The 21,548-nt window shown below is 66.3% G+C and carries 23 protein-coding genes; 6 read left to right on the top strand and 17 right to left on the bottom strand.

Annotated features, from left to right (window positions below):
* Nucleotides 1–9: 9 nt before the first annotated feature.
* Entirely contained in the window at nt 10–408 is a 399-nt protein-coding gene (gene mutT / locus ACFXP9_RS05500; RefSeq protein WP_397206543.1) for an 8-oxo-dGTP diphosphatase MutT, read from the top strand.
* A 90-nt stretch (nt 409–498) separates the two neighbouring features.
* Nucleotides 499–630, top strand: coding sequence for a hypothetical protein (locus ACFXP9_RS05495; RefSeq protein ID WP_397206541.1), 132 nt, complete (start codon nt 499–501; stop codon nt 628–630).
* Between the two features lie 205 nt (nt 631–835).
* Here ACFXP9_RS05495 and infB read toward each other — a convergent pair whose 3' ends face one another.
* The 6 genes from infB to pip form a co-directional block, all read right to left on the bottom strand.
* Nucleotides 836–3,388, bottom strand: a complete 2,553-nt coding sequence (infB, locus tag ACFXP9_RS05490) for a translation initiation factor IF-2 (RefSeq protein WP_397206539.1) — start codon at nt 3,386–3,388, stop codon at nt 836–838.
* Between the two features lie 8 nt (nt 3,389–3,396).
* On the bottom strand, nt 3,397–4,014 hold the full coding sequence (locus ACFXP9_RS05485; protein ID WP_397206537.1) for an RNA-binding protein: 618 nt from the start codon (nt 4,012–4,014) through the stop codon (nt 3,397–3,399).
* Between the two features lie 15 nt (nt 4,015–4,029).
* Nucleotides 4,030–5,721, bottom strand: a complete 1,692-nt coding sequence (nusA, locus tag ACFXP9_RS05480) for a transcription termination factor NusA (RefSeq protein ID WP_397206535.1) — start codon at nt 5,719–5,721, stop codon at nt 4,030–4,032.
* A 4-nt stretch (nt 5,722–5,725) separates the two neighbouring features.
* Nucleotides 5,726–6,331, bottom strand: coding sequence for a ribosome maturation factor RimP (gene rimP, locus ACFXP9_RS05475; RefSeq protein ID WP_397206533.1), 606 nt, complete (start codon nt 6,329–6,331; stop codon nt 5,726–5,728).
* A gap of 152 nt (nt 6,332–6,483) precedes the next feature.
* Nucleotides 6,484–6,942, bottom strand: coding sequence for a tryptophan-rich sensory protein TspO (gene tspO / locus ACFXP9_RS05470; protein ID WP_397206531.1), 459 nt, complete (start codon nt 6,940–6,942; stop codon nt 6,484–6,486).
* Nucleotides 6,943–6,945: 3 nt separating this feature from the next.
* Nucleotides 6,946–7,971: a prolyl aminopeptidase gene (gene pip / locus ACFXP9_RS05465; protein WP_397206529.1), complete on the bottom strand. Its 1,026-nt coding sequence runs from the start codon at nt 7,969–7,971 to the stop codon at nt 6,946–6,948.
* A gap of 220 nt (nt 7,972–8,191) precedes the next feature.
* Between pip and ubiG the strand changes: the two genes are divergently transcribed.
* Nucleotides 8,192–8,947: a bifunctional 2-polyprenyl-6-hydroxyphenol methylase/3-demethylubiquinol 3-O-methyltransferase UbiG gene (gene ubiG / locus ACFXP9_RS05460; RefSeq protein WP_397206527.1), complete on the top strand. Its 756-nt coding sequence runs from the start codon at nt 8,192–8,194 to the stop codon at nt 8,945–8,947.
* 190 nt (nt 8,948–9,137) lie between these two features.
* On the opposite strand, the gene ACFXP9_RS05455 is transcribed toward ubiG, so the two are convergent.
* Genes ACFXP9_RS05455 through ACFXP9_RS05440 form a run of 4 tightly spaced genes read right to left on the bottom strand, consistent with a single transcriptional unit; the run spans nt 9,138 to nt 11,487 of the window.
* Nucleotides 9,138–9,605: a MarR family winged helix-turn-helix transcriptional regulator gene (locus ACFXP9_RS05455; protein ID WP_397206525.1), complete on the bottom strand. Its 468-nt coding sequence runs from the start codon at nt 9,603–9,605 to the stop codon at nt 9,138–9,140.
* 2 nt (nt 9,606–9,607) lie between these two features.
* A complete protein-coding gene (locus ACFXP9_RS05450; protein WP_397206659.1) occupies nt 9,608–10,450 on the bottom strand; it encodes a carbon-nitrogen hydrolase family protein in 843 nt (280 codons plus the stop codon).
* 17 nt (nt 10,451–10,467) lie between these two features.
* Nucleotides 10,468–10,725 carry a glutaredoxin 3 gene (gene grxC, locus ACFXP9_RS05445; protein ID WP_397206523.1) on the bottom strand — a complete coding sequence of 86 codons (258 nt, stop codon included), beginning with the start codon at nt 10,723–10,725 and terminating at the stop codon, nt 10,468–10,470.
* Nucleotides 10,726–10,752: 27 nt separating this feature from the next.
* Nucleotides 10,753–11,487 carry a double zinc ribbon domain-containing protein gene (locus ACFXP9_RS05440; RefSeq protein ID WP_397206657.1) on the bottom strand — a complete coding sequence of 245 codons (735 nt, stop codon included), beginning with the start codon at nt 11,485–11,487 and terminating at the stop codon, nt 10,753–10,755.
* Nucleotides 11,488–11,518: 31 nt separating this feature from the next.
* On the opposite strand from ACFXP9_RS05440, the gene ACFXP9_RS05435 reads away from it, so the two are divergent.
* The gene (locus ACFXP9_RS05435) at nt 11,519–12,361 is read left to right on the top strand and encodes a class I SAM-dependent methyltransferase (RefSeq protein ID WP_397206521.1); all 843 of its coding nucleotides are present in this window, start codon (nt 11,519–11,521) and stop codon (nt 12,359–12,361) included.
* Nucleotides 12,351–13,385 carry a ferrochelatase gene (gene hemH, locus ACFXP9_RS05430; RefSeq protein ID WP_397206519.1) on the top strand — a complete coding sequence of 345 codons (1,035 nt, stop codon included), beginning with the start codon at nt 12,351–12,353 and terminating at the stop codon, nt 13,383–13,385. The genes ACFXP9_RS05435 and hemH overlap by 11 nt, the downstream gene beginning before the upstream one ends.
* 54 nt (nt 13,386–13,439) lie before the next feature.
* On the opposite strand, the gene ACFXP9_RS05425 is transcribed toward hemH, so the two are convergent.
* The gene (locus ACFXP9_RS05425) at nt 13,440–14,096 is read right to left on the bottom strand and encodes a L,D-transpeptidase (RefSeq protein ID WP_397206517.1); all 657 of its coding nucleotides are present in this window, start codon (nt 14,094–14,096) and stop codon (nt 13,440–13,442) included.
* A gap of 237 nt (nt 14,097–14,333) precedes the next feature.
* Between ACFXP9_RS05425 and dalA the strand changes: the two genes are divergently transcribed.
* Nucleotides 14,334–14,843 (top strand): divisome-associated lipoprotein DalA, encoded by a 510-nt coding sequence (gene dalA / locus ACFXP9_RS05420; RefSeq protein WP_397206515.1) that lies wholly within the window; start codon nt 14,334–14,336, stop codon nt 14,841–14,843.
* Between the two features lie 163 nt (nt 14,844–15,006).
* Here dalA and ACFXP9_RS05415 read toward each other — a convergent pair whose 3' ends face one another.
* Genes ACFXP9_RS05415 through hslO form a run of 6 tightly spaced genes read right to left on the bottom strand, consistent with a single transcriptional unit; the run spans nt 15,007 to nt 21,471 of the window.
* On the bottom strand, nt 15,007–15,516 hold the full coding sequence (locus ACFXP9_RS05415) for a L,D-transpeptidase family protein (protein WP_397206513.1): 510 nt from the start codon (nt 15,514–15,516) through the stop codon (nt 15,007–15,009).
* A 60-nt stretch (nt 15,517–15,576) separates the two neighbouring features.
* The gene (locus ACFXP9_RS05410; RefSeq protein ID WP_397206511.1) at nt 15,577–16,878 is read right to left on the bottom strand and encodes a class I SAM-dependent RNA methyltransferase; all 1,302 of its coding nucleotides are present in this window, start codon (nt 16,876–16,878) and stop codon (nt 15,577–15,579) included.
* The gene (locus ACFXP9_RS05405) at nt 16,823–18,715 is read right to left on the bottom strand and encodes an ABC transporter ATP-binding protein (RefSeq protein WP_397206509.1); all 1,893 of its coding nucleotides are present in this window, start codon (nt 18,713–18,715) and stop codon (nt 16,823–16,825) included. The genes ACFXP9_RS05410 and ACFXP9_RS05405 overlap by 56 nt, the downstream gene beginning before the upstream one ends.
* Entirely contained in the window at nt 18,712–19,881 is a 1,170-nt protein-coding gene (locus tag ACFXP9_RS05400) for a CCA tRNA nucleotidyltransferase (protein ID WP_397206507.1), read from the bottom strand. The genes ACFXP9_RS05405 and ACFXP9_RS05400 overlap by 4 nt, the downstream gene beginning before the upstream one ends.
* Entirely contained in the window at nt 19,874–20,464 is a 591-nt protein-coding gene (locus ACFXP9_RS05395) for an NUDIX hydrolase (protein WP_397206505.1), read from the bottom strand. The genes ACFXP9_RS05400 and ACFXP9_RS05395 overlap by 8 nt, the downstream gene beginning before the upstream one ends.
* Nucleotides 20,461–21,471, bottom strand: a complete 1,011-nt coding sequence (gene hslO / locus ACFXP9_RS05390) for an Hsp33 family molecular chaperone HslO (protein ID WP_397206503.1) — start codon at nt 21,469–21,471, stop codon at nt 20,461–20,463. The genes ACFXP9_RS05395 and hslO overlap by 4 nt, the downstream gene beginning before the upstream one ends.
* Nucleotides 21,472–21,548 lie beyond the last annotated feature (77 nt).

Raw genomic sequence — 21,548 nt, 5'->3', positions numbered from 1 at the left:
GGCAGGGTGATGAAAACCGTTCTGGTTGCCGCCGTGGCGCTGATCGACATCGACGGGCGCGTGCTGCTGGCGCAGCGCCCGCCCGGCAAATCCATGGCCGGTCTGTGGGAATTTCCTGGCGGCAAAATCGAGCCGGGCGAAACCCCCGAGGCCGCCCTGATCCGCGAACTGCACGAGGAACTGGGCATCGACACCTGGCAATCCTGTCTGGCGCCGCTGTCCTTTGCCAGCCACAGCTATGACGATTTCCACCTGCTGATGCCGCTTTATGCCTGCCGCCGCTGGGGTGGCACCCCGCACCCGCGCGAGGGGCAGACACTGGCATGGGCGCGGGTGTCCGAGCTGCGCAACTATCCCATGCCGCCCGCCGATCTGCCGCTGATCCCGGTGTTGCGCGATCTGCTTTGAAAAGCCGGGCTGGTATTTCAACAACAGGTTGTCTTGTTGAACCGCCTATGCGTTAATCAATGTGGAAGTCATGATTAGGGAGGAAGGATCATGATTCGAACCATCACCATCGGCAGTATCTCGATCCAGGGCGTGGTCGAGCGTCTGGCGGCCAACGGCCTGATGACCGTCCGCGTTGGCCAGCAGACCTTTACCGGCAAACCGGTGCCCCGCCCGGCCTGACCCAGCCCTGCCTGACCCGGACAGACCGGTTCGCCAGGCGGCTGACGCCACAGCATGAACGACAAAAGCGGTGCCTTGGGTGCCGCTTTTTTGTGGCCACCCGCAGGGCCGATGCCGCGTCAGCGCCCGCCCACCCGCAACAATGGTGCGATATGAAAAAGGCGCCCGAAGGCGCCCTTTCCCGTATCTTGCAACGGTCCGCGGGTTACAGCTTGCGCTGAACTTCCTCGCGCTCGAAAATTTCGATGACATCGCCGGGGCGGATATCGTCGTAATTTTCAAAGGCCATGCCGCATTCCTGACCGGACTGGACCTCTTTGACCTCGTCTTTGAAGCGTTTCAGCGTCTTCAGCGTGCCTTCGTGGATCACCACATCGTCGCGCAGCAGGCGCACGCCGGCGCTGCGGCGGGCAACGCCTTCGGTGACGATACAGCCCGCGACCTTGCCGACGCCGGTGACCTTGAACACCTCTTTGATCGAGGCATAGCCGATGAAATGCTCGCGCACCTCAGCCGACAGCAGGCCCGAGGCCGCCGCTTTGATGTCATCCACCAGATCGTAGATGATCGAGTAATAGCGGATCTCGACCCCTTTCTGGTTGGCGCTGTTGCGCGCCGGGGCGTTGGCCCGGACGTTAAAGCCGATGACCGGCGCCTGACTGGCCTCGGCCAGACCGATATCCGATTCGGTGATCGCGCCGACGCCGTAATGCAGCACGCGGACGCGCACCTCGTCATTGCCGATCTTTTCCAGCGCCTGAACGATGGCCTCGGCACTGCCCTGCACGTCGGCCTTCACCACCACCGGCAGTTCCGCGACATTCTGGTCAGCCTTGGCCTTGGCCAGCATCTGGTCCAGCGTGACGGCGGCACCGGCTGCGGCGCGTTTGTCCTTGGCGGCCTGTTCGCGGTAATCCGCGATCTCGCGGGCATGGGCCTCGGTGTCGACGACGTTCAGCACATCGCCGGCCTCGGGGGTGCCGTTCAGGCCCAGAACCTCGACCGGGACCGAGGGACCGGCCTCTTCGACGCGGTCGCCCTTGTCGTTGATCAGCGCCCGGACCTTGCCCCACTGTTCGCCCACGACAAAGATATCGCCGCGTTTCAGCGTGCCGTGCTGGACCAGAACCGTGGCGACGGGGCCGCGGCCCACATCCAGCTTGGCCTCGATCACCGCACCTTGCGCGGCGCGTTCGGGGTTGGCTTTCAGTTCCAGAATTTCGGCTTGCAGGGCGATGGCCTCAAGCAGGGCGTCAAGGCCCTTGCCGGTCTTGGCCGAAACCTCGACGTCCTGAACCTCGCCGGACATGGCCTCGACCACGATTTCGTGCTGCAACAGGTCGGTGCGCACCTTTTGCGGGTTCGCATCGGGCTTGTCACATTTGTTGATGGCGACGATCATCGGCACCTTGGCGGCCTTGGCGTGGTTGATCGCCTCGATGGTCTGCGGCATCACGGCGTCATCCGCCGCCACCACCAGCACCACGATATCGGTCACATTCGCCCCACGCGCCCGCATCGAGGTAAAGGCCGCGTGGCCCGGCGTGTCGAGGAAGGTCAGCACCGCCCCCGATTCCGTTTTCACCTGATAGGCACCGATATGCTGGGTGATGCCCCCGGCCTCGCCGGACACCACATTGGCGTGGCGAATGGCGTCCAGAAGGCTGGTCTTGCCGTGGTCCACATGGCCCATGATGGTGATGATCGGCGGGCGCGATTTCAGATCCTCGGGCTTGTCCTCGACCGTGTCGATGACCTGTTCCACGTCGGAATCGCTGACGCGCACGGCGTTATGGCCGAATTCGTCAATCACCAGCTCGGCAGTGTCGGCGTCGATGGATTGGTTCATCGACACCATCATGCCCATTTTCATCAGCGCCTTGACCACATCAGCCGCGCGTTCGGCCATGCGGTTGGCCAGTTCGCTGACCACGATGGTTTCCGGCAGCTGCACGTCGCGGGCCTGCTTTTCGGCCTTGTGACCGGCGCCGGTGGCTTTTTGCTTGGCGCGTTCCTGCTTGCGCTTCATCGCGGCAAGGCTGCGCTGGCGACCGCCTTCACCGTCGAAGGACTGGTTCACCGACAGCTTGCCACTGCGGCGACCGGCATCGCGCCCCCCGGCCTTGCCGCGCGAATCGCGGTCATCGGCGGGGCGGGCGTCGCGGTCGCGATCCGACTTGCGCGGGCCCGAGGCCGACACGCCCTTGGTTTCGGCGCGCGCAGCCGCGGCCTCGGCGGCGGCACGGTCCGCCGGGGTGGCGGCGCCGGGCGCGGCGGCGGGCTTGCGGATTTCTTCTTTCTTTTTGGCGCGCAGTTCGGCCTCGCGCTGTTTGCGGGCCTCTTCTTCTTCCTTGGCGCGCAGGGCCTCTTCGCGTTCGCGGTCCTCGCGTTCCTTGGCCTCGGCCTCGGCGCGGCGGCGTTCGCGCTCTTCCTCGCGGGCCTTTTCCTCGGCTTCGCGTGCGGCGGCTTCCTCGGCCTCGCGGGCCTTGGCGGCGGCCAGCGCCTTCAGCCGGCGCTCCATCTCGGCGTCCGAGATCCCGGCGGGGCGGCGCGATTTGTCGCCCACGGCCTTGGCCACGGCGGCGGCGCCGGGTGTGGCAGCGGTCCCGGCGGCAGGTTTGCTGCCCGGTTTGACCACGCGCTTGCGCTTGGTTTCGACAACCACACTTTTCGTCCGGCCGTGGCTAAAGCTTTGCTTTACCTGACCGGAACGGTTGCCACCAAGACCCAGGGGTTTTTTTCCGTCACTATCGCTCATCTGCGTCTTCAATCCTTTCCGGCGGCTTTCGCGCCGTCATGCCCGCGCAGACCCGTCAGTCTGTCGGCGTCCCTGATCAGTTTGTCGGTCAGGCCACTTGGCGCAAGCGCGCCGTGTATGGCATGATCGCGTCCGAAAGCCAAACCCATTTCCGCAGCGGTCAGGCAGCCGAACCAGCGGCCCCCCTGCGGCGTCCATAATTTGCCCTTGCCGCGCTCGGACCCGTCCGAGGCCTGCAACAGCACCCTGGCGCGTCCCTGCGCCAGCCAGTCCTTGACCTTTTCGAAACCCGCCACGGCATAGCCCGCCTTGCGTGCCAGCGACACCAGTTCGACCACGCGCCGGGCCAGACCGGCCTCGACCAGATCGGACAGGCCCTCGGGCGCCTTGACCGGGGCCTTGGCGCCGCGCGCAAACAGGCCCTTGGCGGCGGCCTTGTCGATGGCGGCGCGGTCAGCCGTCACCCAGACGCCGCGACCGGGCAGCTTTTCCGCCAGATCGGGCACAATCATGCCGTCCGGTCCGGCGACAAAGCGGATCAGCCCGTGTTTGGGCTGAACCTCGCCTGTCACCAGACAGCGGCGTTCGGCGACCTCGCGGTCCTTGACGCGACCCCCGCGACTCAAGGGCGATCCGGGGCGTTACACCCCGGCCTCCTCGGGGTTGGAGTCGTCTTCGGCCCCGGTTTCGGTGTCGTCATCGCCTTCCAGTTCGGTCGGATCGACCCAGCCCAGCATGACGCGGGCGGTCATCACCATGTCCTGCGCATCCTCAAGCGATACGCCAAACGGTTCCAGAATGCCGTCATCCTTGACGCGCTTGCCCTCGGCGGTGGTCCAGCCGCCGGCCAGTTCCCAGTCGGCACAGGTGGCGAAATCTTCCAGCGTCTTGACGCCGTCCTTTGCCAGCGCCTCGACCATTTGCGGGGTCAGCCCGTCAAAGCCGATCAGGCTGTCCTCGACCCCCAGCGCGCGCGCATTGTCCAGCGCGGCCTTGTTCGCGGCCTCCAGCACGTCGCGGGCGCGGGCCTGCAATTCATTGGCCGTGTCCTCGTCCACACCGTCGATGGACAACAGCTCGTCCACCTCGACATAGGCAACCTCGTCAAGGTTGGTAAAGCCCTCGGCCACCAGCAGTTGGGCAAAGAATTCGTCCAGATCCAGCTTGTCCATGAACAGTTGGGTGCGGGCGTTGAATTCGGCCTGACGGCGCTTGGATTCCTCTTCCTCGGTCAGGATGTCGATATCCAGACCGGTCAGCTGGCTGGCCAGACGCACGTTCTGGCCGCGACGACCGATGGCCAGCGACAGCTGTTCCTCGGGGACGACCACCTCGATCCGGGGGGCGTCTTCGTCAAAGACGACCTTGCTGACCTCGGCCGGTTGCAGGGCATTCACCAGGAAGGTGGCCTGATCTTCCGACCACGGGATGATGTCGATTTTCTCGCCCTGCAATTCGCCCACGACGGCCTGCACGCGGCTGCCGCGCATCCCGACACAGGCGCCGACCGGGTCGATGCTGTTGTCATAGCTGATCACGCCGATCTTGGCGCGCGAACCGGGGTCGCGGGCCACGGCCTTGATCTCGATAATGCCGTCATAGATTTCCGGCACTTCCATCTTGAACAGTTCGGCCATGAATTGCGGGTCGGTGCGCGACAAGAAGATCTGCGGGCCACGGGTTTCGCGGCGCACATCCTTGACATAGGCGCGGATGCGGTCGTTCGGGCGATAGCTTTCGCGCCCGATCTTTTCGTTGCGGCGCAGGATGGCCTCGCCAACCCCGACATCGACGATGATATTGCCGTATTCCTCGCGCTTGACGACACCGTTGATGATGCTGCCCTTGCGGTCCTTGAATTCCTCGAACTGGCGGTCACGCTCGGCTTCGCGGACCTTTTGCAGAATCACCTGCTTGGCCGATTGCGCGGCGATGCGGCCCAGTTCGACAGCCGGGACTTTTTCCTGAAACACGTCACCGACCTGCGGGCCGCCGGCGAAATCCTGCACGACCTCGCCCTCGCGCAGCCACTGCTTGGTGCCATCCGCGACCGGCTCGAAATAGGGCAGGGCGTCTTTGGCGGTGAATTCGGCCTGATAATTCTCGACCTCTTCATCGGGGACGACGGTGCGCAGGCGGGTAAAGGTGGCGTTGCCTGTCTTGCGGTCAATCTTGACGCGAATGTCCATTTCGGCGCCGTAACGCGACTTGGCGGCCCGGGCGAGGCTGTCCTCCATCGCCTCGATCACCAGACCGGGGTCGATCATCTTCTCGCGCGCGACAGCCTCGGCGGTCTGCAACAGTTCAAGCTGGTTGGCAGAGGTAATGGCCATCCACTCACTCCTTCTCGTCGGGGGCGTCGCCCGATTCGGTTATGATTTCGTCAAAGGCCGATTCGTCCATATCTGGCACGATGCCGGCCTCTTTTTTCTGTTTCAGCATTTCAGCGATCAGATCGTCGGTCAGCACCAGCTTGGCATCGGCCAGCCAGTCGAAATGCAGGCCGATGGTCTGGGTCTCGCCGCCTTCCTGAATATTCAGCAGCACCTCGTCGCCCTCGACCCCGGCCAGAACGCCCTTGAAGCGCTTGCGCCCGTCGATGGGCTGGGTGGTTTCCAGCCGCGCCTCGTATCCTTCGAAGGTGGCGAAATCCTTCAGCCGGGTCAGCGGGCGGTCGATGCCGGGGCTGGAAACCTCCAGCGTATAGGCCTCTTCGATCGGGTCCTCGACATCCAGCGTGGCGCTGACCATGGTCGAAATCTCGGCGCAGTCATCGACATTGATGCCGCCTTCGGGGCGGTCGGCCATGATCTGCAAAAGCGAGGTCCTGCCCCCCTGAAGGCGGACGCGGACCAGCTCATAGCCCATATCCTCGATCACCGGCAGGATGATCTCGGCAAGGCGCCGGTCGATGGCGGTCTTGGCGATCAGATCAAGCGACATGCGATTCCTTTCGGTTGGCGCCGCGCGGGGCGGACATGAAAAAACGGGCCTGCGCGGCCCGTTCTTTTTCATCCGGTGGGCTTTGGGTGTGGACCCCGCAGCGCCGCTGTTGCGCAAGATATAGGCCGAAATCGCGCGCAATGCAAGGGCGCTCAGCCCGGCTGACGCGCCTGCGGGTTGTCGCGCCAGACCCGCCAGTTCAGCGCCGCCGCGATGCACAGCCACAGCAGATAGGGCAACAGCATCCAGCCCGCGACGCTGTCCCGCCCGAACGCGACCACCACCAGCGCCGCAACCGTCACCCACAGCAGCGCCAGAACCGCCATCCCGGCGCCAAGTTGCCGGGCGCCGAAAAACACCGGCGTCCACAGCGTATTCAACGCGATCTGCAATGCCCACAGCGCCAGCGCCAACCCGGCATCGGGCAATGTCGCCAGGCGTGCCCCGGCCCATGCCAGCAGGATATAAATCGTGGTCCAGGCCACGGGGAATACCCATTTCGGCGGCGTGAAGGCGGGTTTTTTCAGCCCCTCATACCACACGCCGGGCTTGAAAATCGCCCCGGTGGCGGCGGCGGCCCCGCAAGCGGTCAGCAAAATCACGAACAGCATGGGTTATCCTTTCATCCGGTCACGGGTCATCCCATCAGGGGCCAGACCATCCGTGCGCTGCGATTGGTCAGGAAAATACCGCATCGCCCGCACCAGTTCCTCTGCGATGCCGGGTTCGGTCATCGCATGTCCGGCGCCCGGCACCATGCGCAGACTGGCACCGGGCCAGCCCTGCGCCAGATCCCAGGCCGATTGCGGCGGACAGACCATGTCGCAACGGCCTTGAACGATCACCGCCGGCAGATGGGTGATGCGCGGCAGATCGCGCAGCAACTGCCCCTCATCCAGAAAACAGCGGTTGTGGAAATAATGACATTCCAGCCGCGCAAAGGCGCGCGCGTAACCGGGCGGCACCGCCACCTGCCCGCGCCACTGAACCGAGGCCAGCGCGTTTTCCCACTGCACCCAGCTTTGCGCGGCCTCGGCCTCGGCCCGCGTATCGCCGCAAAACAGCCGCCGGTGATAGGCGGCGATGGGGGCGGCACGCTCGGGCGCCGACAGCGGCGCCAGAAATGCACGCCACAGATCGGGAAAGAACTGGCCCGCTGCCCCGCCATAAAACCAGTCCAGCTCGGCCTGCCGCGCCAGAAACACCCCGCGCAGCACCAGACCTGCGGCCCGTTCCGGGTGGGCCTGCGCGAAAGCCAGCGCCAGCGTCGCCCCCCAGCTGCCACCGAACAAAACCGCAGGCGGCAGGTCCAGCGCCGCGCAGATCTGCGCAATGTCATCAACCAGATGCGCGGTGGTGTTGGCGGTCACATCGGCCAGCGGCGTCGACTGGCCGCAGCCGCGCTGATCGAACATCACGATGCGCCAGCGCTCCGGGTCGAAAAAGCGCCGCATCAGCGGGCTGCACCCGCCACCGGGGCCGCCATGCAGAACGATCACCGGCTGGCCCTGCGGGTTGCCGGATTGCTCGACCATCAGCACATGGCCGTCGCCCACCGCCAGCCGCCGCCGGTCGAAAGGGGCGGTCGCGTCATGAAGCCGCGTGTCGCCCTGCGCGATTTGACCTGCATCCTTGTTCATGCCTGTTATATAGACCTGTCCAGACCCGCCCGCCAGCCGCCCGCAGCCGGCGCCCGGATTGCCCGCCCGACCCACGGCCCGCTGCGGCGTGGCCCCGACCCGTTGCTTTTTTGCCCGCACCCTGTTGGGCATCCACCATTGCGCCGCAAGCGGCATCATCCGATCATCAGGCCATGCCGCACGGCCCGCCGACCATATGCACAGACCGCAAGGACATCCCATGGACCAGACCCAGACCTCCAGCATCGACCCGGCCGAGATCGCCAAGTTCGAGGCCATGGCCGCCGAATGGTGGGACCCGCGCGGCAAGTTCAAGCCGCTGCACATGATGAACCCCATCCGGCTGGATTATGTCACCCGCCAGATCGCCGCCGAAACCGGGCGCGACCTGACCGCGCCAAAACCGTTCGCCGGGCTGCGCATCCTTGACATCGGCTGCGGCGGCGGCCTTTTGTCCGAACCCATGGCCCGGCTTGGCGCCGAGGTTACCGGTGCCGATGCCGCAGCGCGCAACATCGCCGTGGCCCGTATCCATGCCGAGCAATCCGGCCTCAGCATCGACTATCGCGCCACCACCGCCGAAGCCCTGGCCGAGGCCGGGATGAGCTTTGACGTCGTGCTGTGCCTTGAGGTGATCGAGCATGTCGCCGAGCCGCAGGCTTTCGTGCAGACCTGCCACGACCTGCTGCGACCGGGTGGGGTCATGATCTGTTCGACCCTGAACCGCACCGCCCGCAGTTTTGCCGCGGCCATCGTGGGCGCGGAATGGGTTATGCGCTGGCTGCCCAAGGGCACGCATGAATGGTCGCGTTTCATCACCCCTGACGAGCTGTATCACCTGTACAGCGCCGCCGGGCTGCGCCCGGTGGATCGCAAAGGGATGGTGTTCAACCCCATCAGCTGGGGCTGGTCCCTTTCGGATCGTGACCTGTCCGTCAACTATGTCATGACGTCGATCCGCCCCGACGCATCGTGAATGTGGCGGCCTTGGTCTGATGGCCCGCTGATGTCATCTGCACCTTCCTTTCCGAACCCCAAAGCCCGGTCCCGCAATATCGGCCGGGCGCATCCGGCAGGCGGGGACGATTCGGGTCCGGGGTTCAGACTGGCAGGGAAGTGTTAAGATCAGGTTGACACACGCCGAAAAATGGCACCGCCGCTTGAACTTATTCCGTCAGATCCAGCCGAAGGCGCAGTTCGCGCAGCACCGGCAGGGCGGTGCGGACGCGTTCGGTCCCGATATCACGCACGATTTCGGTCATCAGCGGGGTCAGGGCCGCCAGCGCCGCGTCGCGCGCATTGCGGCCCGCCGGACTGATCGAGACATTCTTGCGGCGCGCATCGTCCCAATCGGGGCGGATATGGACATAACCGGCCCATTCCAGCCTTGCCAGCGTGTTGCTCATGGCGCCGCGGGTGACGTGAAAAGCGCCGGCCAGCTCGGCAGGGCTGCGTTCGTCACCGACATGGGCCAGCAGGTTCAGCACCGAAAAATGCGAAATCTGCATCCCCTTGGGCAGCGCTTTTTGCAACAGGCCACGGGCCAGCTGCTCGGCGATCAGCAGCTCCGAGAACAGGCTGGCGGCCAGGGCATCAGGGGCCTGATCAGGGGCGGGGCGGGACGGCGTGGTCATGGCTAAGCCGTTGTGAAATCGCGGGTCTGGGACAAGGACGGGATATGCGACCGTGCCTTATTCACGGCTGCAAGGTCAAGATCCACCACCGTGACACCGGGCGCGTCCCCGGCATCGGCCAGCAAGTTGCCCCACGGGTCGACGGCCAGTGAATGCCCAAAGCTGCGGCGCGAGGGGTGTTTGCTGCCTTCTTTTTGGGCATGGCTGCCGGTTTGCGCGGCAGCCAGAACAAAGCAGCCGGTTTCAATCGCGCGGGCACGCAGCAGCACATGCCAATGCGCCCGCCCGGTATCGGGGTGAAACGCGGCAGGCACCACCAAAAGGGCGGCGCCGGCCTGCGCAAGGTTGCGATACAGATGCGGAAAGCGCAGATCGTAACAGATGCTTAAACCGACGGGGGCCGGACCATCGGCCAGCACTGCCCGGTCGCCGGGACGATAGCGCGCCGATTCGCGGATTGGCGCGCCGCCCGGCAGGTCCACGTCGAACATGTGGATCTTGTCATAACGCGCGGCGATGGCGCCATCAGGGGCGATCAGGAAGCCGCGATTGACAAAGGGCGCGCCGGGGCCGGGGTCATCGGCGCGCAGCAAAAGCGACCCGAGCGAGAGCCATACCCCCAGTCGTGCCGCATGTTCGCGCAGCGCAGCAAGGGTCGGGTCGCGTGCCTCGGGGACCAGTGTGCGGTCCATCACGCGGGCATCGGGCGATAACAGGTTCGTCGCCTCGGGCGTCAGAACCAGTGTCGCGCCGGCATCCGCTGCCTGTGCGACCATCGCCTGTGTGCGGGGCAGGTTGTCGGCGGCATCGTCCGAAACCGACAACTGGACCAGCGCGGCGCGCAATGACCCTGTGCCGGCCATCAACCGGCCAGCAGCGGCGTCAGCTTGCCCGCCCTGTCCAGCGCCATCAGGTCGTCGCAGCCGCCGATATGCCGCCCGCCGATAAAGATCTGCGGCACCGTGCGCCGACCCCCGGCGCGCTGGGTCATGGCAGAGCGCAAGTCGGGGTCGCGGGCCACGTCGATTTCGGTAAAGGGGGCATTTCTTGCGCGCAGCAGCGCCTTGGCGCGGATACAGAACGGGCAGGTGGGGGTGGTATAAATCTCGATCTTCGGCATCACGGCTTCCTGAATGTTTGTGCCGGTCTAACCGTCTTTGACCGCGCGTGCCAGCACCGCGACCGTGACCCGGGCCACCCCCGCCCGGCGCAGCGCGGCAGTGGCCGCCGCCATGGTCGCCCCCGATGCCATCACGTCATCGACAAGCACCACCTGCCGCCCCGCGATCTGGCCTGCGCTGCGGGGCGGGACCAGAAACGCATCCCTGAGGTTGTCATGCCGCTGTGCGCTGTTGGCATGGCCCTGTGGCGCGGTCGGACGGCGCCTGACCAGCGCCAGTGGCCGATGATCCAGCCCCAGCCGTGTGCTGATGATCTGTGCCACCAGTTCGGCCTGATTGTATTTGCGTTTCAGCAGCCGCCATGGATGCAACGGGATCGGCACGATGACACTGTCCGCTGGCAGCCCCCCCAGCCGGTCAGCCAGCCAGCCCCCCAGCACGGGCGCAAGGTCGGGGCGGTCGCCATGTTTCAGCGCCAGCACCATCCGGCGGGCCGCATCGTCATAGACCATGGCCGCCACAGCCGCATCCCATGGCGGCGGGGCGGCAAGACAGTCGTCGCAGCGCAGATCGGCACTGTCACCCCCCACGACGCCCCCCGCGCCGTCATCGGGCAAGGGCACACCGCAATACCCGCAGGCACAGCGCCTGATAAAAGGGGTTCGTGGCCAGCACTGCGCACACAGCGCGTTTTCCGTGGCGACCACGGTGCCGCAGCACGGACATTGTGCCGGATAGACAATCTGTAAGGCGGCTTTCATCAGCCCGTGGATCGGTATAGGAATCGAGCCCATGACAGCCCCTGCCCCCGTGAACACACCATTGATAGACCGCGACGCGGTCCTGCGGAACCGGGCGCGGGCCATGCGCCTTGGCCCGGTCGATTTCCTGCACCGAATCGCTTTCGATGAGGTTCAGTTTAGACTGGCAGAGATTAACCGAAGGTTTACGGACACCGCCATTATCAGCGGTTTTCCAGAAATCTGGTCCGGTTTTTTTCCCAGATCCCGTCAATTGCGCGATGACGAGGTGCTGGATCTGGCGCCGCAAAGCCTTGATCTGGTCATCCACGCCCTTGCCTTGCACGAAAACAACGACCCGGTCGGCCAGATGATCCAGTCGGCCCGTGCCCTGCGCCCCGATGGGTTGTTCATCGGCATCGCGCTGGGCGGCGAGACGCTGTCGGCGCTGCGGGATGCGCTGCGCCGGGCCGAGGCCGGGCTGACCGGCGGGCTGGCGCCGCGCCTGCTGCCCATGGCCGAGATCCGCGACTGGGGCGGGCTGCTGAACCGCGCCGGGCTGGCCTTGCCGGTGGCTGACCAGATCAGCCAGCAGGTCAGCTTTCGCGACCTGTTTCATCTGGGGCGGGAATTGCGCGCGATGGGGCAGGGCAATGCGCTGTCGGCGCGGCTGCGCCATTTCACCCGCCCTTCGGTCATGGCGCGCGCCGCGCAGATCATGGCGCACGATGCCGCCGACCCTGACGACCCCCGCCGCATCCGCACCGGTTTCGACCTGATCTTTCTGACCGGATGGGCCCCCGCTGAAAACCAACAAAAGCCGCTGCGCCCCGGAACGGCCAAGATGCCGCTGGCCGAGGCCTTGCGCCAGATGCAGGAAAAACATGAGCCATAACAGCCATTTGCCCCCCGGACACCCCACCATCGCCCCGCGCAAGGTCGGGGTGCTGATCGCCAATCTGGGCACGCCCGACAATTACGATTACTGGTCGATGCGCCGCTATCTGTCCGAATTCCTGTCGGACAGGCGCGTCATCGACCTGCCGCGATGGAAGTGGCAGCCGATCCTGCAAGGGATCATCCTGACCAGGCGCCCCTTCACCTCGGGGGCGAATTACAAGATGATCTGGAACCACGAGGCCGGCGAAAGCCCGCTGATGACCATCACCAAACAGCAAACCGCAGCGCTGGCGCAGGTTGCGCAGCAGCGCTGGGGCGACCGGGTGATGGTCGATTTCTGTATGCGCTATGGCAACCCCTCGACCGAGGCGGTACTGGACCGGATGGTCAGGGCCGGTTGCGACCGCATCGTGTTTCTGCCGCTGTATCCGCAATATGCGGGGGCGACCTCGGCCACGGCGAATGACCAGCTGTTCCGGGCGCTGATGACGCAGACATGGCAGCCGGCGGTGCGCACGGTGATGCCCTATTTCGACCGGCCCGATTATATCGCCGCGCTGGCCGATTCGGTGCGGCGCACGCTTGGCGACCGGCGTCCGCAAAAGCTGGTTGCCAGCTATCACGGGATGCCCAAACGCTATCTGATGCAGGGCGATCCCTATCACTGTCAGTGCCAGAAAACCACGCGGCTGCTGCGCGAGGCGCTGGGTTGGCCCGAGGACGCCATCGACACCACCTTCCAGTCGGTCTTTGGCCGCGAGGAATGGCTGCGCCCCTATACGGTTCAGCATGTGGCCGATCTGGCGCAGCGCGGCATGACCGATATTGCGGTGATTTCGCCCGCCTTTTCCGCCGATTGCATCGAAACTCTTGAGGAAATCAACGGCGAGATCCGCGAAGCCTTTGAACATGCCGGGGGGACCGATTTCATCTATATTCCCTGCCTGAATGACGATGCGGGGCATATCGCCATGCTGGCCGATCTGGTCGCGGATAACCTGTCGGGCTGGATCGACTGAGACAGAAAAAGGGGGCCGCGATGGCCCCCTTTGCTTTGGTTCCGCACGGGCTGGTCAGATGACCAGAACCTGCGTGCCGATCACGGTCAGGCCGAACAGTTCCTTGATATGTTCATTATACAGACCGATGCAGCCATTCGAGGATTTGCGCCCGATCTTGCGCGTGTCATGGGTGCCGTGGATGCGGTAATATTGCCATGACAGCCACAGGGCGTGGGTGCCAAGCGGGTTATCCGGGCCGGGGCCGACGAAATCGGGCCAGTCGGGGTTGCGTTTTTTCATCTCGGGGGTGGGGGACCAGCTGGGGCCTTCGACCTTTTTGATCACCTCGGTCCTGCCACGGCGGGTCAGATCCTCGGACACGGGGATCGAGGTCGGGTAAAGGCGGAACACCGATTCGTCTTCGGACCAGAAGGACAGCGCGCGCGAGGTCAGGTCGACCAGAATCGCGCCATTGGTCAGGTTGTCGAAATAAGGCCGCCAGTCCTGACGCCGAAAGCTGGAGATATTGCGCCGCTGGTCCTGCGTCTGGTCATATTGCACCATGCCCGCATCCGGGGTGGCGCCGCCGGCGGTGCCTTGCAGCGGCTGGCCGGTATAGGGGTCGTATTGCTGCGCCATCGCGGGCAGGGCCAAGCCCGCCGTGCCAAGCGCGGCGGCCGAGGTCAGGAATGCCCGGCGATGCAGCGCGGGCGCTTTGGGGGTGGTCATCGCTGTCTCCTTGCGTGGGGCCGTCTTGCGGGGCCGTTCACGCCACATATGCTCGAAATCCGATTTCTGCGTTACGCGCGGTGCGCACGAATCGCAAATCAAACTGATGTCATTGTAACGGGGCGTTGCCGTCATGTCGCAAAGTGATGCGCCCGTGCCACGTTCACGCATTCTTGGCTTTGATCCGCGCCCCGGACTTGGATATGGCTGCGACAAACGCCTGACGAGGGATAAAGAATGAAGTTCAAGGCAATCCTGCTGGTCGCACTGGTCGCGCTGTCGGCCTGTCAGACCCGGCCCCCGGTGCAGCTTGGCCCGGATGGGCAGCCGCTGCCCGTGGCCTACAAGATCACCCCGCGCGACGAGGCCGAGATTCCGGGCCGTGTGCTGGCCCAGATCAACCAGTTGCGCGCGGCGCAGGCGCTGGTGCCGATGGCGCTGAACCCGCAACTGGCCGCGGCGTCAACGGCGCATTCGCGCGATATGTCGGCACAGAACCGGGCATGGCATTTCGGCTCGGACGGGTCGTCGCCGCTGGACCGGGCGGCGCGCAATGGCTATTTCGGCCAGCTGGTCGGGGAAAATATCAGCGAAACCTATGAAAACGAAATCCAGACCCTGAATGCCTGGATGCAGACCCGCGACACCCGCGATGTCATCATGGACCCGACAGCAGTGAACCTTGGCATGGGCTGGTATCAGGAACCGTCGGGCAAGATCTGGTGGACGCTGCTGACCGGGTCGTGACCGGCGCGTCCCGAAGGCGGGTGACGCCCCTGCGCGGTGGCGCCCCCGCCTGATGTATCACAACAGCCCCGCCCCGCGCGGGGCTTTTTCATGACTGCCGGCAAACGAAACCCCGCGACCGGCGGGCGGACGCGGGGCGGTGTCGGGTTTGCGGTGCAAGACCTTAAGGGTTGATGACCACCGGCGTGCCGGGTCGCAGCATGGCGTAAATATCCTCGATCTCGTCATCGCTGACGGCAATGCAGCCAGCGGTCCAGTCCTTGCGGCGCTGGATCAGGCTGTTGCCTTCGGGGCCGCGACCATGGATGAAAATATCGCTGCCGGCATTGCGGCCCACCGCGGCGGCACGGGCCACGTCCTGCGCATTGGGATACGAGATCCCGACCGACAGGTGATAGCGGCTGTTGGGGTTGGTGCGGTCGATGAAATAAACCCCTTCCGGGGTGCGGCCATCGCCCTCGAACTGTTTGTGGCCCTGTGGCTGGTTGCCCAGGCTGACCTTGTATTTCTTAACCACCTTGTCGCCGCTGATCATATACATCCGGCGCTTGCTTTTATCGACCTGCACCTGGGTGATCGGCGGGCCGTCATATGTCTTGAACTTGCTGTCGCCGCAGGCCGTTACGCCCACCACCAGCATCATCGCCATTACGGCGCGCACTGCCCGAATCATCTCTGCCTCGTTTCAGGAATTGTTGTTTTTTTCTGCGTTACCACAAAGACGGCTTTGTCGCTAGGGACGGCGAAAGGCGGCGACGGTTTCGATATGCGCCGACCAGCGGAACTGATCGACGGCCTCGACCCAGTCCATCTGCCAGCCGCCATCAAGCAAGATCCTGGAATCGCGCGCGAAACTGACCGGGTCGCAGGACACCCAGGCCAGCCGCCGCAGGTCCGAAGCCGCGATCTGGCGGGCCTGCGCCTCGGCCCCGGTGCGGGGCGGGTCGATCACGATGGCGTCAAACCGCGCCAGCTCGTCAGGCAAAAGCGGGCGGCGGGCCAGATCGCGGGTTTCGGTGGTGACGCGGTGCAGGCCGCTGGCCTGACGCCAGCCCGCATCCAGCGCCGCCAGCGGGGCGGCCAGCCCCTCGACCGCGTGCACCGTGGCCTGCGCGGCCAGCGGCAGGGTAAAGGTGCCACAGCCCGCGAACAGGTCCACGACCCGCGTGGCATTGCCAATGGCGCGGCGCACCCCGTCCAGCAACGCGGCCTCGCCCTGCGGGGTGGCTTGCAGAAAGGCGCCGGGCGGCGGCACCACCTGCGCGGCGCCAAAGACCTGCACCGGCGGGCGACGGGTCAGGGGCGTGTCACCCCAGAACAGCCGCGCCCAATCCTGTTCGCGCGCCAGATCGGCCAGCGCCGCCAACAGGTCGGGCGTGCCCGGCTTGCCACCGCTGACCGCAAGGTCCAGCCCGGCGGGGCCGTGGTTGATGGTCACCGACATTTCCCCCTGACGCGAGCCGCCCATCACCGCCATCCGCCGCAGCGCCGGCAGTGCGGCGGTGATCCGGGGGTGCAGGACCAGACAATCGGCCAGATCGACGATCACCCCCGAGGCACGGGCGTGAAACCCCGCCAGCGCGCCTTTTTTCGTGCGCTTCAGCGACAGCACCGCCCGGCGACGGCTGCGCGGCGGCGAGCCATGCACCGCCGCCACCCGCGCCGCCTGATCCGCGATCCGCACCCCTTGCGCCGCCAGCGCGGTGTCGACCACGCCCGCTTTCCAGCCGGCAACGAAATCATCCGTGCCATGCATCAGCTGACACCCCCCGCAACTGCGGTAATGCGGGCAGGCGGCGCGGATGCGCTGCGGCGATGGCGTCACGATACGCGGCGCGGGCATCCGACCGTCGGTGATGTGGCCGGTGACCTCCTCTCCGGGCAGGGTCAGCGGCACCAGCACCCGCGCGCCCTGCGGCGTCAGCGCCACACCATCGCCGCGCCGGCCAAGGCGGTCGATGCGCAGCAGGGGCGCGGCGTCAGCGGTCTGTTGCGGGGTTTGTTGCGGGGGGGCTGGCGGGGTCGCTTGCGTCATCGTCTTCCGTTCCCAGGAATCCGCCGGACTGACGGTTCCAGTATCGTGCATACAGCCCGTTGCGGGCCAGCAATTCCTCATGTGTGCCCTGTTCGGCAATGCGCCCCTGATCCAGCACCACGATGCGGTCCAGCGCCGCGATGGTCGACAGCCGGTGCGCGATGGCCAGCACGGTCTTGCCCGCCATGACCCGGCCAAGCGCGGCGCTGATGGCGGCCTCGACCTCGCTGTCGAGGGCGCTGGTGGCCTCGTCCAGCACCAGAATCGGGGCGTCTTTCAGAAAGGCGCGGGCCAGTGCGATGCGCTGGCGCTGACCGCCCGACAGCCTGACCCCGCGTTCACCCAGATGCGCGTCATATCCGCAGCGCCCGGCATGGTCGCGCAGGCCAAGGATAAAGTCATGCGCCTCGGCGGCGCGGGCGGCGGCAAAGACCTGTTCGTCGCTGGCATCGGGGCGGCCATAGCGGATATTGTCGCGCGCCGATCGGTTGAACATCGCGGTTTCCTGCGTGACCATCGCGATCTGGCGGCGCAGGCTTTCCTGCGTCACGCCCCGGATGTCATGCCCGTCGATGCGGATGGCGCCGGTCCCGACATCGTAAAGCCGCAGCAACAGCGCCACCAGCGTCGATTTCCCCGCCCCCGAGGCCCCGACGATCCCCAGCTTTTCACCCGCAGCGACGGTCAGGCCAATATCGTGCAGCCCGCCGCCATCGCCGCCATAGCGAAAGCCCACATGGTCAAATTCCAGCGCCCCGCGCGCGGGTGGCAGGGCCTTCGCATCGGGGGCGTCGGTCAGGTCATGGGGCGGGGCCAGCGTGGTCATGCCGTCCTCGACCTCGCCAATGCTGCCCCACAGGCCCATCAGCGCCATTGAAACCCAGCCCGTCATCTGCGCCAGCCGCATGGCAATGGCCCCTGCGGCGGCAATGTCGCCGGCGGTGGCCTGACCCTGACGCCACAGCAGGATGGTGCTGCCGACCAGAATGATCGGCAAGACCCCCGCCACCATGGTCAGCGACAGCCGGAACCGGGTCGAGACGACGCCGAATTCCAGCGCGGCATCGCGAAACCCGGCCATGGCGGTCAGCGCGGACCGGTCCTCGTGATCGGCATGGCCGAACAGCTTGACCGTCTTGATATTGGTGATCGTATCCACGACATGCCCGGTCACCGCCGCCCGAGCCGAGGCCCGCCGCCGCGAACGTTGCCGCACCCGTGGCAGAAACGCCCGGATCAGCGCCAGATAGGCCGCCAGCCAGACCACCAGCGCCAGCGCGCCCCAGCCATTGACCGACAGCATGAACCCCGCCGCGCCAAGCACCGAGGCCAGCGCGAAGGTGACCACGTTCACCACTTCCGAGGCCACATCGGTCACCGCGCGGGCGGTCTGCATCTGTTTCTGGGCGATGCGCCCGGCGAAATCATTGTCGAAAAAGGTAACCGAATGCCCCATCGTCCAGCGATGCAGCCGCGACAGCACCAGTGGCAGCACATTCGGCCCGATGATCACATTGGAACTGGCCGTGGACAGGGCAAAGATCGCCGGGCGCAGCAGCAGAAAGAACAGCACGAACGCCGCCATGACCCAGCCGGCATCCTGTATCAGCCGGTCCGGCGTGGTCTGGGTGATTGCGTCCACCGCCGCCCCCAGCAGCACCGCCGAGGCCACATCCGCCGCGCCCCCAAGCGCCGAGGTCGCCGCCGCCACCCCCAGCCCGCCCCACGCGCCCCGCAACCCCCAGGCCATAAAGCGCATCAGGCTGCGCGGGGGCGGGCCGTTTGCCGGGGCAAAGGCGTCGATCATGCGGGAAAAGCGGGCGTGCAGCAGGCTCATCCCCGCGCCTCGCTGACGGTTTGGCGGGCGGTGGCGCACAGATCGGCCGGGGTCAGGGTAAAGCCAGACATTACCCACGCGTCTTCGGCGGCGCGCAGGGCGGCCCCCAAGGCCGGGCCATTCAGGTCGGGCAGGTCACGGGCGGCGATGGGCAAGGTCGACTGACCGGCCCGCACCAGAGCTTCGCGCCAGCCCGGCCCCGCCGCCAGCCCGCACAGAATGGCCGCGTCGCGCGCGACCGGGGCGGGCAGGGCATATCCGATGCGGTCCAGCGACCAGCCACCTTGCCGTGCGCGCGTCAACTGGTTCAGATGCCGGGCCTCGGCACGCGACAGGCGCAGACCAGTCACCGGCGCCGGGGCATCGGGCAGCAGCGCCGCCAGCCGTCGCGGCCAGTCGCCGCGATCGTCAATGGCCGCTTCCGTCGCGATCAGCGCCGCCAGCGCAGGCGCGTCGGCGCCGGGCAGGATGGCGGCCAACAGGCCCGCGCCCTGCATCAGCGCGACCGCCCCGGACGGGTCGGGGGCGGCCAGCAGCTTGCGCATCTCGGCGCCCACCCGCTCGCGCGAGAGGGTGGCAATGCCATCGCGATGGCGCGCGCAGGCCGCCAGCGCCGCCGCATCGGCCTGACCGGGCCGGCCATACCATGCGTGAAAGCGGAAAAACCGCAGGATGCGCAAGTAATCCTCGGTGATGCGCTGATCGGGGGCGCCGACAAAGCGCACCCGCTGCGCGCGCAGATCGGTCATCCCCCCCAGCGGGTCGATGACCTGACCGTCCGGCGTCATATACAGCGCGTTCATGGTAAAATCGCGCCGGGCCGCGTCCTCGGCCAGGTCGGTGGTAAAGCCGACCGTGGCGTGGCGGCCATCGGTGGCCAGATCGCGGCGCAGGGTGGTGACCTCGAATCCGGTGCCGTCGGCCATCACGGTGACGGTGCCATGGTCGATGCCGGTGGGGATGACCTGAAACCCGTCCTTGCCAAGCGCCTGCATCACCTGTTGGGGCAGGGCGTCGCTGCACAGGTCGATATCGCCCACACGCCGCCCCAGCAGTGAATCGCGCACACAGCCGCCCACCGCCCACAGCCTCCAGCCCCGCTGTGCAAAAGCCCCGGCCAGCCGGGTGAACCCGGCGCTGGACAGAAAGGCCGGGCGGTCAGTCATGCGCCAGCCTTTCGGCCAGCCCGAACAGCACCCGCGCGGTGGCACCCCACAGGTAATACGGCCCCATCGGCGCCACCCGATAGGCCCGCCAGTCGCCGCCCCAGCGCCGCCGCTCGATCCGATAGCGGTGGGGGTCGGTGACATGGGCGAAGGGCAGGGTAAAGACCTCGTCGACCTCGCCAGCCTCGGGAATGGGGGTGAAGGGGCCATGGATCAGGGCAATCACCGGGGTCATGGCAAAGCCGGTTACGGTGCGGTGCGGCGGCAGACAGCCCAGAACCTCGACCCTGTCGCGGGGCAGACCGACCTCTTCCTGCGCCTCGCGCAGGGCGGCGGCGGTGGCATCGGCATCGCCGGGATCCACCTTGCCGCCGGGCAGGGCGATCTGGCCGGGATGGTGGCGCAGGGCGCTGGACCGCTTGGTCAGGATCAGCCGCCCGTCATCGGCGTGAAACGCGGCCAACACCCCTGCCGGGCGCAGCCGTGCGGCAGGCGGGGTGACGTCGGGGTTCAGGTCGAAATCCGAACTGTCCGCCCCCGCCGCGGCCAGCGCCCCGGTCAGGCGGTCGCGCAGGGCGCTCACGCGTCCTCCGGCTGGTTGATGGGGGTGCCATCGGGGGTGATGGTGGCCTCGAACCCCAGTGATCGCGGGTCAAAGACATAATGCGCGCCGCAGAACTGGCAATCGGCGGTAACGGTGCCTTCGGCGGTGGTCATGTGGCCGATATCCTTTGCGGAATAGATCGACAGCGTGTTGCGCACCCGCTCGGCCGAGCAGGAGCAGCCAAAGCTGACCGCCTGCGGGTCGAACACGCGGGGCTGTTCCTCGTGGAACAGACGCAGCAGCAGCCGCGAGGGCGAAACTGTTGGGCCGATCAGCTCGATCTCCTCGACCGTGTCCAGCAGGGTGTTGGCGCGGGTCCAGTCTTCGGATTCGGCGCCTTGCAGGATATCGGCCGAGGCCACGATATCGTCGCGTGCGGCCTCGCCCGCCGGTGCCATCGCAGGCAGGGTTTGCAGCATGACCCCGCCCGCACGCCAGCCCTGCGCCCCGCCCGCCAGCCGCGACTGGCCATAGCTGAGGCTGAACCGCGTGGGCAATTGCTCGGACTGGGCGAAATAGGTCTGCGCACAGGCCGACAGCGACCCGCCCGCCAGCGGGGTGATGCCCTGATAAGGCAGGTTGCCAGTGCCCTGGTCGATCAGAATGGCGAAATAACCCTCGCCGATCTGGTCAAACGGGGCGTCGTGATCGGTCAGCCGTTCGGCGTCAAAGCTGGCCCAGGCGCGGATGCGCGCTGGCTGACCCTCGGCTGCGGGGGCGTAATAGTCGGCGGCGATGGTGCGGATGGCACCGGTGCCACGGACTTGCAGGCTCAGCTTCCAGCGCAGCTTGATGGTCGGGCCGATCAGCGCGGTCAGCAGCGCAATCTCGGCCACCAGCGCGGCAACCTGCGGCGGGTAGTCATGCCGCGACAGGATGTGATCGAGCACCCCATCCAGCCGCGCCACCCGGCCCCGGATGGCCGAGCGGTCAAGCTGGAACGGCAGGACGGTATCGTCCCAGTCGATCTGGTGCGTCATGGTCATGGCGGTCCTTTCGGAATGGTCCCTTGCGCGGATAACGGTTCCGCAAGATTTCCCCCAATATAGTCAGGCTGTCGTCC

The sequence above is a fragment of the Paracoccus jiaweipingae genome (assembly GCF_044335505.1).
GTDB lineage: Bacteria > Pseudomonadota > Alphaproteobacteria > Rhodobacterales > Rhodobacteraceae > Paracoccus.
Note: the sequence above shows the minus strand (reverse complement) of the source record. Positions and strands in the feature narration are given on the sequence as shown.